Origin of the sequence: Mesorhizobium sp. M0408, assembly GCF_040321495.1 — a bacterium.
Taxonomy (GTDB): domain Bacteria; phylum Pseudomonadota; class Alphaproteobacteria; order Rhizobiales; family Rhizobiaceae; genus Mesorhizobium.
The window spans coordinates 218105-231547 of sequence record NZ_JAMYRO010000009.1; the positions used below are offsets into that span (position 1 = coordinate 218105).

Sequence of the window (13443 nt, forward strand, 5' to 3'; positions counted from 1 at the left end):
TGTGCTGACGGAGCCTTGCGCACGTCAAAGCGCCGGTTCGATATGGATCGATGCCGGCGTGCTGCCGATGGCGGTCGAATTCCAGGATCAAAGAGTACTCAGGTTTCGTATGGCTAACGTCCGCGACAATGCTCAGATCAATTCGAGGACAGCGCAGCCATAGCCGTCCAGCGTCAACACTCCGGAGACAGGTGCTTCGCCATCGAGCAGGTTGCTGCCGAAGGGAACGCCGGTTACCGCAACGGGCGTGTCTTTGATGTTTTGCACGAACAGCAGCCGGCGTTCGTCATTCTCGCGCATCGTGACCTCGACGCCGTCCGGCAGATCCGGAACCAGAGGCTCCACATTCGCATCCACGAAAGTGCGCGTAGCGAGTTGAGCTGTCAGCTCCGGGGTTAGATAAGTGCCGACATAGAGCACACGGCCCTTGCCGACGGCGCGGGAGGTAATTGCAGGCGTTCCCGCCGCGTAGCGGTTCGACCAAATCCCTACAATTTCGACTTCCGGTTCGACTGCGAGGTTCTCATAGAAATAACCGGCATCGAACTCGTGGTTTCCAACGGTAAAACGACGGATACGGCGGCTGGATTCGGCCGGTCTGTCGGGAGGAATGACGAGCCCGCCGGAGCGCGACATGGTATTGAACAGGCCATTGGCCCCAGGTGCCGCCAGCCGCCCGAAATCCTCGACGCGAACGCCGGTCAGCTTCGACAGCGACCGGCCCGGGGCTGTCTCGCGGATGACGTGGTTGTTTTCGTCGCGGGTTCCCGTGCGCGCGCCGATGATGACGGTACCGCCATTTTCGGCAAAGACTTGCAGCCGCTCGGTCCAGCTGTCCTTCCAGATCACCCAATGCGGCACGTAGAACACCTTGAGCTTCGACAGATCGTCTTCCGGGTGGATGAAGCCGCAGGCGATGCCGCGGTCATAGCAATACTGATGCAGCAAGGTTGCATCATCCTGCGGACTTGGCAGGCCGATGGGGAAGGTCTTGTGGGCTTCCTGATTGTCGAAGTCCGAGCCGGCGATGCCGACATCCATCCGCACATGGGTGCCTAGGATCTTGTCTTTAAGCGCCGTCATCTCGGTGGCGAACTGCCTGGCTTCATCATAGCGGCGGCGAGCGACATCATCGTGATCGATGATGCCCATCCAATATATCTCCGCACCGAAATGCGCGGGGCGCCAGCGGAAGAACATGATACCATCGGCGCCACGCGCAACCGACGACATCGCCATGCGTCGCATTTCGCCCGGCTCCGGCGTCAGCGTGCAGAAGCCCGGCTGGGCGCCAAAACCCGACTGTTGTTCCGGCACTATGTAGTTGCCGGAAAATCCCCTGCAGATGTCGAGATGCAGCGCCTGGATCTTGGCGTGGTTGCCTAGGCGAAAGAACTCGTCATAGAGGAACGGATAGATGTCGTAGCCGACGAAGTCGAGATCGGTGGAGAATTGGCCGCGAAAGTCGATGTCACGCAATCCGCCGAGATTGTGGAAAATGAACCAACTGGCATTCGCTTTTCTCAGGATCTCGACCTGGTCGTGCTGGAACCGTGCTGTCGAAAAGGCGAGAAAACGGTGGTAGTCCTGGAGGTGACCGGGACCGGGAAAGGACGGGGAAAAATCCAGCGGGAAGACAATTTCGCTGAAATCGCCGTAAGCCGTCGCCCAGAAATCGCCACCCCAGGCGAAGTTCAGCCTGTCTATCGTCTTGTAGGTTTCCTGGAGATAAGCCTGGAATTCCTTCAATGCCGACGGCGAATAGGATTCCGGCATGCTGGTGTTGAGTTCGTTGTCGGTCTGCCAGCCTATGACATTTGCATTGTCGCGGTAGTGGTCCGTCATCGCCCTGGTAATCTTGCGGCTATAGTCGCGAAACACCGGGCTGCTGGTGTCGGCATACTGGCGCGAGCCGTGGCCCATCGACCGGCCATTTCCATCAAGCCGCAGGATTTCCGGATGCTTTGCGGTCAGCCAGCGCGGCGGGGTGGCGGTCGGCGTGCACAGGATCGTGTTGACGCCGTGACGCGCCAGCCCCTCGATTGCCCGGTCGAACAGGTCGAAATCGAAGGTGCCTTCACGCGGTTCGAAAATGTGCCAGGCGAATTCGCCGAGGCGGGCGACGTTGAAGCCGGCCTCGGCCATGCGCCGGGCGTCATTGTCCCAGTAACTCTCGTCCACATGTTCGGGGTAGTGCGGCGCGCCGACCAGAAAGCGGTCGGTCTGGATCGTGCGCCAGACCGACAGGGCGCGGCCTTTTGAAGTCTTGTTCACGAAGGATACTCCTGAAGATCAGTCGGTGATGGTGGATTTGCGGGCACTGATTGTCCGCTCATCGACAGAGGAAAAGAGATAGACGTCACGCGGCTCGACCTTGAAGCCGACGGTCGCATCGGCAGCGACGGCACTCGCATGGCCGATCTGGACGGTGACGTTGCCGCTGCCGCTTTCGGAACTGACGCATTGCAGCGGGCCGGCGTCGGCATAGAGGATGGTCTCGCGGCCGAGATGCTCGACCAGCCGCACCCGTGCGGCAAAACTCGCTGTCCCTTCCGCGGCCAAGCTGATGCTCTCCGGCCGAATCCCCATCGTCACCCTATCGCCGACCTGTACGGATGCCGCTTCCGTCAGTTCGACAGTCAAAGGAGAAAGACCGGCGGTCGACAGCGTAGCGGCGGCGCCGGAGACAGCGGCGACGGTCACTTCGAAAAAATTCATTCGGGGTGCGCCGAGGAAGCCCGCGACGAAGAGATTGGCCGGATTGCGGTAGAGTTCGAGCGGAGCGCCCACCTGCTCGACCGAGCCGCGATTGAGCACGACGATACGGCTCGCCATTGTCATCGCCTCGGTCTGGTCGTGCGTGACATAGACCATGGTGGCGCCGAGCCTGGCGTGCAGATCGGAAAGCTCGACGCGCATCTGCGTGCGCAGCGCTGCGTCGAGGTTGGATAGCGGTTCGTCGAACAGGAACACGTCGGGCGAGCGGGTTATCGCACGGCCGATGGCCACACGCTGACGCTGGCCGCCGGAAAGCTGTTTCGGCCGCTTGTCGAGCTGGTCGGTAATGCGAAGGATCTTGGCGGCTCGCAGCACGGCGGCATCGATCTCGGCCTTGGGGCGATGCGCCATGCGCAGGCCGAAACCCATGTTCTCGGCGACCGTCATATGCGGGTAAAGCGCATAGGACTGGAAGACCATGGCAATGCCGCGCTCACCCGGCTCAGTGGTGGTGACATCGCGGTCGTTGATGAGGATCTCACCGGTCGAGACGGTTTCAAGCCCGGCAATGATCTTCAACAGCGTTGACTTGCCACAACCGGACGGCCCGACGGTGACAATGAACTCGCCCTGTTCGACGCTGAGATCGATGCCGCGCAGCGCGTGGTAGCTGCCATAATTCTTTTGTATCTGCCGGAGTTCAAGACTGGTCATGGAGCCCTGCTTGCGAAATGAGTTTCGGATCGGGTGGGCGACGCCTTGAAGCCATGGTCGCTCATCCCTTGACCGCTCCCATGGTGAGGCCGGTGATGAAGTGCTTCTGCATTAGGAAGAACATGGCAACCGGCGGCAAAGCCACGACGATGGTGCCAGCCGAGATCAGGTTCCAGGCCGAGACCCATTCGCCGCGCAGGTTGGCGAGGCCGGCGGTTACCGGTTTGACGGTATCGCTGATGGTGAGCACGACCGCCCAGAAATAATCGTTCCAGATGAAGGTGAAGAGCAGGATCGCCAGCGCCGCAAGAGCGGGCCGCACCAGCGGCACCACGACATGTACCAATGTCTGAAACGGTGTCGCGCCCTCGGCCCTGGCGGCCTGAAACAGTTCTCCCGGCAAGGCGGCGATGAAGTTGCGCATGAACAGTGTCGCAAACCCGGTCTGGAAGGCGATGTGGAAGATGATCAGGGCCGACATCGTGTCGTAGAGGTTGAGCCGCACCATGAGATCGCGCACCGGGATCATCATGATCTGGTGCGGCAGGAAATTTCCGCCGACGAACAGGGCGAAGACGAGCATATTGCTGCGAAACCGGTAGCGGGCGAGCACGAAACCGGCGAGCGTGCTCAAGATGAGAACGCCGATCACCGAGGGGATGGTGATCGTCAGGCTGTTGAGGAAGTAGCGGGCCATCGGCGTCTGGGTGAAGACCGCCGTGTAGTTTTCGACCAGGCCGAATTGGGTCGGCCAGCCCCACAGATTGCCGCCCATGACATCCTGCGTAGAGCGGAACGAGGTAAGAATGATGGCAAAGAGCGGCGCCAGCCAGACAATCAGGATGCCGACCACCAGCACGACATAGAGGCCACGCTGCCAAATAGCAGTTTCGGGAATCGGGCGGGGAAACATCAGCCGCCTCTTTCATCGGCGCGGATCATCCGCGTCAGGTACCAGGCGATGAAGACCGCCATGATCACGAACAGCACCGAGGCAATGGCCGCACCATAGCCGAAGCGGTAGGAAAAGATGGACTGCTCGAACATCTGATAGGCAAGCACCTCGGACGAACCGAAGGGACCGCCGCTGGTCATCACCGAGACCATGTCGAAGGAACGCAGTGCGCCGACGACGGTGACGGCGATGGCGATAAAGGTGACCTGCGTCAGCTGCGGTAACACGATGTGGCGCAGCATGTTCCAGCCCCTGGCGCCGTCGACCCGCCCGGCGCCGATCAGGTCCTCGCTGAGATTGTTGAGGCCGGCGAGATAGAGCACCATGCAGAAGGCTATCTGCGGCCATAACGCTGCGATCACGACGGCGAAGGTGACGAAATTTTCATCCGACAGCACTGCCGGGGCGGTCGCGCCGAAGGTGCGGAAGATCAGGGCGAGAAGTCCGAATTCTGGCGTATAGACCCAGGTGAAGACAACGCCGACGGCAACCGAAGCCAGCACCAGCGGAATGAAGAACAGCGATTTGAGGAGGCGCATGCCGCGGATTTTCTGGTTGACGAGCAGCGCGATGGCGAGGCCGAGCGGCGGCGCCAGCATGAACATCACCAACCAGATCAGATTGTTCTTCAGCGAAACATAGAACTGTGGGTCGGCGAACAATTCGCGGTAGTTGCCAAGGCCGATCCAGACCATCGGGCTGAATCCGTCCCATTCGTGCAGGCTGATCCATAGGCTCTCGACCGCAGAGGCCAGAATGACGACGGAAAACAGCACAGCGGCTGGCAGAATCAGAAGTGTCGGTGTCAGCCACCAGCGATGGCGGCGCCAAAGCTTCGTCATTTTGGGGGACCTCATTCAGGGAAAGCATCGGGGAGCGGGCCACGAACCCCGCTCCCCTCCGCTGGGAGGCGCTAGATCTTGAAGATCCGGCGACGGGTTCCCTCGAGACGCTGAAGAATGGCGTCCCGGCGCTCCGGCTTGGCCATGAATTCCTGGAAGCCCACCAGGCCGGCCTGGGCCATGTCGGGATCGGTATCGCGGTCGTAATATTGCGACGTGCCGGCCACCGTCTTCAGGCTTTCCACAGCCGCGTTGACCAGCGGGTCCTTGCTGGCTGGAAGGTCGTTGCGCGGCGGAACGTTGCCGCCAGGTTCCAGATAGAGGCCGAAATTTTCCGGCTGGTAGAAGAAGGCGAGGAACTCGCGGGCACCCGCCTTGTTCTTGGCGTTGGCCGGGATGTGGACCGAATTGACCGAGAATTCTTCGTAGCGGTCGAGGGCGCCGTCAATCTTCGGGAAAGGCGCGAATGTCAGCTGCTCGAGATCCTGCTCAGGGAAAGTAGCCTTCACGAAGGCACCGAGGTTCATCATGCCGGCCTTCTTCTGGGCGAGGAAGGCGCCGGCCTCCTGCCAGCCGAACGACGTTTGATCCGGGGTGAAGAAACCCTGCTTGATAAGCTCTTCCCAGTGGTCGAAAACAGGCGTCAGCGCCGGGTCGGTGTAAGCCATCTTGCCGTTCATCAAGGCAAAGTGCTTGTCGAGACCGTTGATCCGAAGGTTCATCTGGTCGAACCATCCGGCCGCCGGCCAGAGTTCCTTGGTGCCGATGCTGACGGGGATTAGGCCTGCGGTCTTGGACTTCTGGCCGTAAGCCAGGAATTCGTCCCAGGTCGCCGGTGCCGTAAGTCCGTGCTCGGCAAAGACGTCCTTGCGATAGAACATGCCCCACATCGTGCCGCCGGTCGGCAGTCCATACTGCTTGCCGTCGACCGTGACGGCACCGGTCGTGGCACCCAGCACGTCCTTGTACTTTTCCTTCTCGAACAGATCCGAAATGTCGTCGAACAGGCCGCGGGTGACGAAGGCACGCATGCGGTTTCCGGAGAACCAGAAGCAGACATCCGGCGCGCCGGCGACAAGGTAGTTGCGGATCGCGGTCTTGTGGGCCTCGTGATCCATGTTGTTGATCACAACCTTGGTGCCGGACTGCTTCTCGAACTCGGCCGCGATGCGCCGCAAGATCCGCAGGGCATCGGCATTGTTTTCGTCTGAAATGATGGTGACTTCGCTCGACTGGCTGAGTGCCGGCATCGGGAAGCCCGCGAGGGCTCCAGCGGAAATGCCCCCAGCTCCCTTCAGGAAATTGCGCCGCGTCGACGGCTTTTCAATCCACTTGAACGTCATTGTTACTCCTCCCGTGTTGTCAATTCTCTACTGGCACACCGGCCGGCGCGGTTGTTCTTCTCAACGGCACGCCTCACCTCCCGGGCAAGGGAATATGCTTGCCCGCTCCTTCAGAGCGCGGTGACATTGCTAACCGGATTAATTTCGCTGACCCCCGGTTCGGGTGTTGAACAGTCGGGCAAACTTACGCATATGTTTTCTCGAGAGGCAATAATTAATTTACAAAATTAAGAAAGAAGATCCGTGAAGCTCAAGGGTGACCCGAGCACGACTCGGGCGATGAACCGCAGACTGATCCTCAATCTCTTGCGGCAGGAAGGAGCGCGCAGCCGGGCCGACATAGCGTCAGTTACCGGCCTTAGTCCGGCAGCGGTCACCTTCGTCGTGGCCGACCTCATCGAGGATGGCCTGCTGATCGAAGGCAAGACAGTCGTGGGCTCGGCTGGGCGCCGCCCTATCCCGGTGGATATCAACTATGCCAACGGCCTTGCCATAGGTTTCAAGCTGATGGTCGGATCGGTCGAATGCGTGGTCACCGATCTTGCGACCAATCCGCTGGGCTCTCTGCGCGTCAAGCTCTCGGACAGCGATCCCGACCATATCATAGCGACCTTGGCCAAGGCGGTGCCGGAGCTGATTTCGATTGTCGATCGGCCCGCTGCCAAGCTTGCCGGGATCGGCATTTCAATGCCTGGCGTCATAGACAACCAGAAGGCTGTGTGTATCCGCAGCAATCGCTACAACTGGGACAACGTTCCCCTTGGCCCGATGCTGGCCGAACTGGTAGACGTCCCCGTGTGGCTTGAGGACGACACCAATGCCTATGCCATTGCCCAGCAACTCTTCGGCCTCGGACGCCAGCACCGCAATATGGCCGTGCTGGCGATCGGCGTCGGAATCGGCTGCGCGCTCGTCTTCGATGGCAAACTCTATCGCGGCGCGAACGGTGCCGCCGGCAAGTTCGGCCACAGCTCTTATGAGGAGAACGGCCGCCTTTGCGAGTGCGGAAAACGCGGCTGCTTGATGGCCTATTACGCCGAGCCGGCGATCCTGCGCACCTGGCGCGAAGCCACCGGGCACAACGAAACGGATAGCAAAGTCAGCCTTATGGCAGCCTTGGCAGACCGCGAACCGCGAGCCGTCGCCATTCTCGAAGAAGCCGGACATGGCATCGGCCGGCATCTCGCCAATCTTGTCAACATCACCGACCCGGAGGTCATTGTCGTCGGCGGTGAAGCCGTGTCGTTTGGCGATGCGCTGTTTGGCCCAATGCGGCTGACGCTTGGGAAAAATACCTTTCGCGCGGCACCACCAATGCTGCTGGACTGGGAGGACAATTCCTGGGCAAGGGGAGCGGCTGCTCTCGTAACGCAGAAACTCTTTGATTTCGAAACATCTGCCGGCAACGCCGCTCCGCTTTCAAAGCCGGCCCTATGGTCGGCATAGGTGAGTGAAACAGACAGCCCTGCGCCTCAGGCCGCCCGAACGCTGCGCGCTCCACGCGCCCAGGCCGGCAGCCAATCGCCATGCGCAACCAGCAAATCATCGACCAGCGACCATATCTGGTCGAGGTCGAGCTCGGCCGCCGTGTGCGGGTCCATCATCGCCGCGTGATAGATGTGCTCGCGGTTCTCGGTCATCAGCGCTTGGACCGTCAGCTCCTGGACGTTGATATTGGTGCGGATCAGCGCGGTGAGCTGCACCGGCAGGTCGCCAATGAACGTGGGTTGAATGCCGGAGGCGTCGACGAGGCATGGCACCTCGGCCGCGCAATTATACGGCAATGTCGTGATGCAGCCATTGTTGCGGACGTTGCCGTAGATCACCGACGGCTCGCCGGTCCAGACCGAGTTCATGATCGAGGACGCATATTCCTTCGACTGCTCCACTTCGATCTTGTCAGCCGAGCGATAGGCTTCCGCTTGCCCCTTCCAGCGTTCGATCTGCTCGATGCAGCGCTTCGGGTATTCGTCGAGCGGGATACCGAATTTCTCGATCAGATCCTCGCGCCCGTCCTTGATGAAATAGGGCGTGTATTCCGCGAAATGTTCGGAGCTCTCGGTGACGAAGTAACCGAGGCGCTTCAGCATCTCGTAGCGCACCTTGTTCGGGCAGCGCGGATTCCATCCAGGCTTCGGCGCCCGCCCTTCGCTGTAGGCGCGCAGCAGATCCGGATAGAGATTGCGGTAGGAGCCGTCCGGCTGGCGATGCTCGAACTTCAGGTAGAAGGCCATGTGATTGATGCCGGCCGAGCGGTAGCGAATCTCCTCGCAGGGAATGTCGAGATCATGCGCCAGCTCCATTGCCGTGCCTTGCACCGAATGGCAGAGGCCGACCTGCTTGATGTCGGGGTATTTCTCCGCGATCGCCCAGGTGTTGATCGCCATCGGGTTGACATATTGCAGCATGATCGCCTGCGGGCAGACCGCGAGCATGTCCTCGCAGATCTTCCAGAGATGCGGCACGGTTCTCAACCCTCGCATGATACCGCCGACACCGAGCGTATCGGCGATGGTCTGGCGCAGCCCGTATTTCTTCGGAATTTCGAAATCGGTCACCGTGCAGGGCTCGTAGCCGCCGATCTGGAAGGCGACGACGACGAAATCGGCGCCCGCCAGCGCCTTGCGCTGGTCCGAATAGGTTTCGGCTTTGGCCTTTACGCCAAGCGTCGAGATCAGCTTGCCGACGACGATTGCGCTTTCCTCGAGCCGTTGCGGATTGATGTCCATCAGCGCGATCGTCGCGCCGGATAAAGCCGGACGCTGCAATATGTCGCCGACGATGTTCCTCATGAACACCGTCGAGCCAGCTCCGATGAAAGCGACCTTGGGATTTCTTGCCACAACAACCTCCGGCATAAGCAATTAGGCTACCTCGAAAGCGGCTTTGACCAGCCGTTCGGTGTAAGCGGTCTTGGGATGGGACAGGACTTCGTCGACCGGCCCCTCTTCGACGATCTTGCCGTGCTGCATGACGATGACGCGGTGGCACAGCGCCCGCACGACCTTGAGGTCGTGCGAGATGAAGATGTAGCTCAGGCCCCGTTCGCGCTGCAGCTTGCGCAGCAATTCGATGATCTGCGCCTGGACCGAGAGATCCAGCGCCGATGTTGGCTCGTCGAGTACGATGAATTCCGGTTCGAGCGCGACGGCGCGGGCAATCGCAATACGCTGGCGCTGGCCGCCGGAAAACTCGTGCGGGAAGCGCGAGAGGATATCGCCGGGCATGCCGGCGCTGATCAGCGCCTCGCGCACCCGCTCGATCCGATCGTTCCTGGTGGCGCCCATGCGGTTGACGACCAGCCCTTCCTCGATGATCTGGCCGATCGTCATGCGCGGGTTGAGCGACGAGAACGGATCCTGGAAGACGACCTGCATGCGCGACCGCAACGGCCGCATCTGCGCGCGCGAACAGCCATGGATCGGCTGGCCATCGAAATAGATCTCGCCGCTGTCCGTGGTGTTGAGCCTGAGCAACGCCTCGCCGAAGGTGGTCTTGCCCGATCCGGATTCGCCAACGAGACCCAGCGTCTCGTGCCGCCGAAGGGTCAGGCTGAGGCTGTCGACGGCGACGAGTTCGCGCAGGTCCGGCCTCATGAACGTGCCATGCCGCAGCATGAAGGAGACGCGCACATTCCTAGCTTCAAGAATAACGTCGGCGCCTTCCGGCAACGGATTTGCCTGGCCGCGCGGCTCGGAGGCAAGCAGGTGACAGGTGTAGGGATGCTGCGGATTGGCGAACAGCTTCTCCGTCACATTGTGCTCGCGCATCTCCCCATGCTGCATGACGTAGACATAGTCGGAGAACTGCCGCACCACGGTCAGGTCGTGCGTGATCAGGATCACCGCCATGCGCAGTTTCTTCTGCAGGTTTCGGATGAGATTGAGGATCTGCGCCTGAACCGTGACGTCGAGCGCCGTCGTCGGCTCATCGGCGATCAGCACATCGGGATCGTTGGCCAGCGCCATGGCGATCATTACACGCTGGCGCTGACCGCCGGAAAGCTGGTGCGGGTATTGTTTCAGCCGCGCTTGGGGTTCAGGGATTTGCACCTGCTGCAGCAGCTCGAGCGCCCTTGCTTCGGCCTGCCTGCGGCTCATCTTGCGATGCACCCGTATCGCCTCGACGATCTGGCTGCCGATCGTGTAGATCGGGTTGAGCGAACTCATCGGCTCCTGAAAGATCATCGAGATGCGGTCGCCGCGCAGTTTGCGCCGCGCACGCTCGGAAAATTTCAGGATGTTCGCCCCGTTGTATTCGACAGTCGATTTCGGCGACACGACTGCGCGCTTCGACAACAGTCCCATGACGGTGCGCGCCGTCACCGACTTGCCCGATCCCGACTCGCCGACAATGGCGATCGTCTCGCCGCGATAGAGCTGGAACGAGATGTCCTTGACGGCTACGATCATGCCGTGTTCGACCTTGAAATCGACGGCGATGTTGCGGGCATCAATGACCGGGTTTTCCGAACGGCCGTCATGGTCGAGCCGGACAGGCGGTGCGAAGGATTTGACGAGCGCGTGTTGCATCATGTCATGCTCAATAAGGATCGACCGCATCGCGCAGTCCATCCCCAAGCGCGTTGAACGCGAAGACGGTGACAAGCACGAAGCCGACCGGCGAAAGGATCCAGGGATAAGTGCCGATGACCGAATAGGTCGCGGTGTCTTGCAGCATCAGGCCCCAGGAGATCAGCGGCGGCTTCACCGCGAAGCCGAGAAAACCGAGGAAGGATTCGAGCAGGACCACGCTGGGGATTGCCAACGTGACCGCAACGATCACGTGGCTCATCACGTTCGGAAAAATGTGTTGCATGATGATGCGGCCATCTGTGGCGCCGACCGCCATCGCCGCACGAACGTAGTCGATCCGCGCCAGTGCCAGGGTCTTGCCGCGCACTTCGCGCGACATCTGCGCCCAGCCGAGTGCCGACATGACAACAATCACGAAGGCCAGGAAAACATTCGTCGGCGCCGTCACCGGAACCAGCGAGGTCAGCGCCAGATAAAGCGGCAATTGCGGAAACGCGAGCACCAGTTCGACGAAGCGCTGGACCCAGACGTCGAATGTGCCGCCGAAATAGCCCGACACCATGCCGACCGTCGTGCCGATCACGGTGACGATGAAGACCACGGTCAATGCGATCATCAACGAGATGCGCGAACCATAGATCGCACGAGCCAGCACATCGCGACCGAATTTGTCGGTGCCAAGGAAGTGCACCGGCTGGCCGTCGGTCGAGCCGAAGAAGTGCCGGTTCGCGGGAAGCAGGCCGAGCAGTTTGTACTCCGCTCCCTTGACGAAGAAGCCGAGCAGCCGCGGATGGTCGTAGTCCGGCCCGACGACGGGTTGGAAGGTGACCGGGTCGAGGTCTTCCGAATCCGCCAGGGCATAGACGCGTGGCTGGAAGACGAAGTTGCCGTCCTTGTCATGGAAGCTCATCATCTGCGGCGGGGCGAAGCCGACATCGGTCACCTTGGGATCCATCGGTGCGAAGAAGTCGGCAAACACCGCCAGCAGCACCAGAAACGCGACCAGGATGAGCCCGGCCATGCCGGTCCAGGACCGTTTCAGGCGGCGCCAGACGAGTGCGATGTAACTCTCATTGCCGCGCGGCTTGATCTTGGCCGGTTCCTCGGCAATTGGCGGCAGCGAGGGCTCGAAAGCAAGCATCTCAGGACCCTGCATATTGGCGCACGCGCGGATCGAGCATGACGAGCAGCATGTCGGCGATGATGTTGCCGACGATCAGCGTCGCCGACAGCACCATCATGAATGTCGCCGTGACATAGACGTCGCCCACCGCCATCGAGCCAACGATCGCCGGGCCGACGGTCGGCAGGGCAAAGATGATCGCGGTCTCGATCTCGCCGGTCAGCATATAGGGCAGCACCACGCCCTGATACATGACCAGCGGATGCAGCGCATTGGGCACCGCATGGCGCATCACGACCGCACCGCCGCCAAGGCCCTTGGCGCGAGCGGTTTCGACATATTGCGCATTCAGCGTGTCGAGCAGATTGCCGCGCATCACCCGCATGTTGTAGGCGAGCCCGCCGAAGGTGGCGATGGCGACAACCGGCCAGACATGCCGGACGAGATCGACGAACTTCGCCCAGGACCACGGCGCCCCGCCAAATTGCGGCGAGAAGAAGCTGCCGATCTCGGAGACGTTGAATTGGAAGACCAGCAAATAAACGATGATCAGCGCCATCAGGAAGCGCGGCACCGTCATGCCGAGGAAGGAAATCGCTGACAGCGTACTGTCGATCCAGCTGTACTGCCTGGTCGCCGCCCAGATGCCGAAGGTGATACCGAGGACCGATGCCAGCAGATGGCACACCAGCGCCAGGAGCAGCGTGCGCGGCAGGCGCTCGCCCACCACATCGGCCACCGGCTTATTGTAATAGAGGCTGTAGCCGAAATCGCCGCGGGTGATGATGCCGCCGATCCAGTTGAGATACTGGACGGGCAGCGGCTTATCGAGACCGTGTTCTATCCGATAGGCCTTGGCCTGCGCGTCGGCCTCGGCGAATGAGGCCCCGCCCTGATTGATCAACTGCGAGCGGATGTAGTCGGCATAGTCGCCCGGCGGCGCCTGGATGATGGCGAAGGTGACCAGGCTCAGAATGGCGAGGACCGGGATCGCCGACGCTATGCGCGTGAGCAGGAATCGCAACATCGGTCGGTCCGCTTCCTTGTCTAGCCGGTCGCTCTCTTTGAGCGTACGGAGGTTTGCTTTGTCCGGCCCCGCCCACAGGGGCGGCCGGGGGTGTGAGGGAGGGGGGGTTAAACAAGTTGCATTGTCTTATAAAAATATTGAGCAGCCGCCGGAAATTAGGTGGTTGATCTCGGGGGTCGCCGGTTT

At 60.9% G+C, this 13443-nt stretch carries 10 protein-coding genes; 1 reads left to right on the top strand and 9 read right to left on the bottom strand.

The window, feature by feature from the left end; all coding sequences use genetic code 11:
- Positions 1 to 132: 132 nt before the first annotated feature.
- The 5 genes from NKI67_RS13595 to NKI67_RS13615 form a co-directional block, all read right to left on the bottom strand.
- On the bottom strand, positions 133 to 2274 hold the full coding sequence (locus NKI67_RS13595; RefSeq protein ID WP_352645616.1) for a beta-galactosidase: 2142 nt from the start codon (positions 2272 to 2274) through the stop codon (positions 133 to 135).
- Between the two features lie 18 nt (positions 2275 to 2292).
- Positions 2293 to 3432 (bottom strand): ABC transporter ATP-binding protein, encoded by a 1140-nt coding sequence (locus NKI67_RS13600; protein ID WP_352645618.1) that lies wholly within the window; start codon positions 3430 to 3432, stop codon positions 2293 to 2295.
- 61 nt (positions 3433 to 3493) lie between these two features.
- Positions 3494 to 4345 (bottom strand): carbohydrate ABC transporter permease, encoded by an 852-nt coding sequence (locus NKI67_RS13605; RefSeq protein WP_352621439.1) that lies wholly within the window; start codon positions 4343 to 4345, stop codon positions 3494 to 3496.
- Positions 4345 to 5229 carry a carbohydrate ABC transporter permease gene (locus NKI67_RS13610; protein WP_023677182.1) on the bottom strand — a complete coding sequence of 295 codons (885 nt, stop codon included), beginning with the start codon at positions 5227 to 5229 and terminating at the stop codon, positions 4345 to 4347. The genes NKI67_RS13605 and NKI67_RS13610 overlap by 1 nt, the downstream gene beginning before the upstream one ends.
- 71 nt (positions 5230 to 5300) lie before the next feature.
- The gene (locus NKI67_RS13615) at positions 5301 to 6572 is read right to left on the bottom strand and encodes an ABC transporter substrate-binding protein (protein ID WP_023677181.1); all 1272 of its coding nucleotides are present in this window, start codon (positions 6570 to 6572) and stop codon (positions 5301 to 5303) included.
- A 243-nt stretch (positions 6573 to 6815) separates the two neighbouring features.
- Here NKI67_RS13615 and NKI67_RS13620 point away from each other — a divergent pair, with 243 nt between their 5' ends.
- The gene (locus tag NKI67_RS13620) at positions 6816 to 8018 is read left to right on the top strand and encodes an ROK family transcriptional regulator (RefSeq protein ID WP_352569054.1); all 1203 of its coding nucleotides are present in this window, start codon (positions 6816 to 6818) and stop codon (positions 8016 to 8018) included.
- 26 nt (positions 8019 to 8044) lie between these two features.
- Here NKI67_RS13620 and NKI67_RS13625 read toward each other — a convergent pair whose 3' ends face one another.
- Genes NKI67_RS13625 through NKI67_RS13640 form a run of 4 tightly spaced genes read right to left on the bottom strand, consistent with a single transcriptional unit; the run spans position 8045 to position 13257 of the window.
- Positions 8045 to 9415 (bottom strand): alpha-glucosidase/alpha-galactosidase, encoded by a 1371-nt coding sequence (locus NKI67_RS13625; protein WP_352569053.1) that lies wholly within the window; start codon positions 9413 to 9415, stop codon positions 8045 to 8047.
- Between the two features lie 21 nt (positions 9416 to 9436).
- Complete coding sequence (locus NKI67_RS13630) at positions 9437 to 11104, bottom strand: ABC transporter ATP-binding protein (RefSeq protein ID WP_352569193.1); 1668 nt, start codon at positions 11102 to 11104, stop codon at positions 9437 to 9439.
- Positions 11105 to 11114: 10 nt separating this feature from the next.
- Positions 11115 to 12248, bottom strand: a complete 1134-nt coding sequence (locus NKI67_RS13635; protein ID WP_352576427.1) for an ABC transporter permease — start codon at positions 12246 to 12248, stop codon at positions 11115 to 11117.
- A gap of 1 nt (position 12249) precedes the next feature.
- On the bottom strand, positions 12250 to 13257 hold the full coding sequence (locus NKI67_RS13640; RefSeq protein ID WP_352645620.1) for an ABC transporter permease: 1008 nt from the start codon (positions 13255 to 13257) through the stop codon (positions 12250 to 12252).
- Positions 13258 to 13443 lie beyond the last annotated feature (186 nt).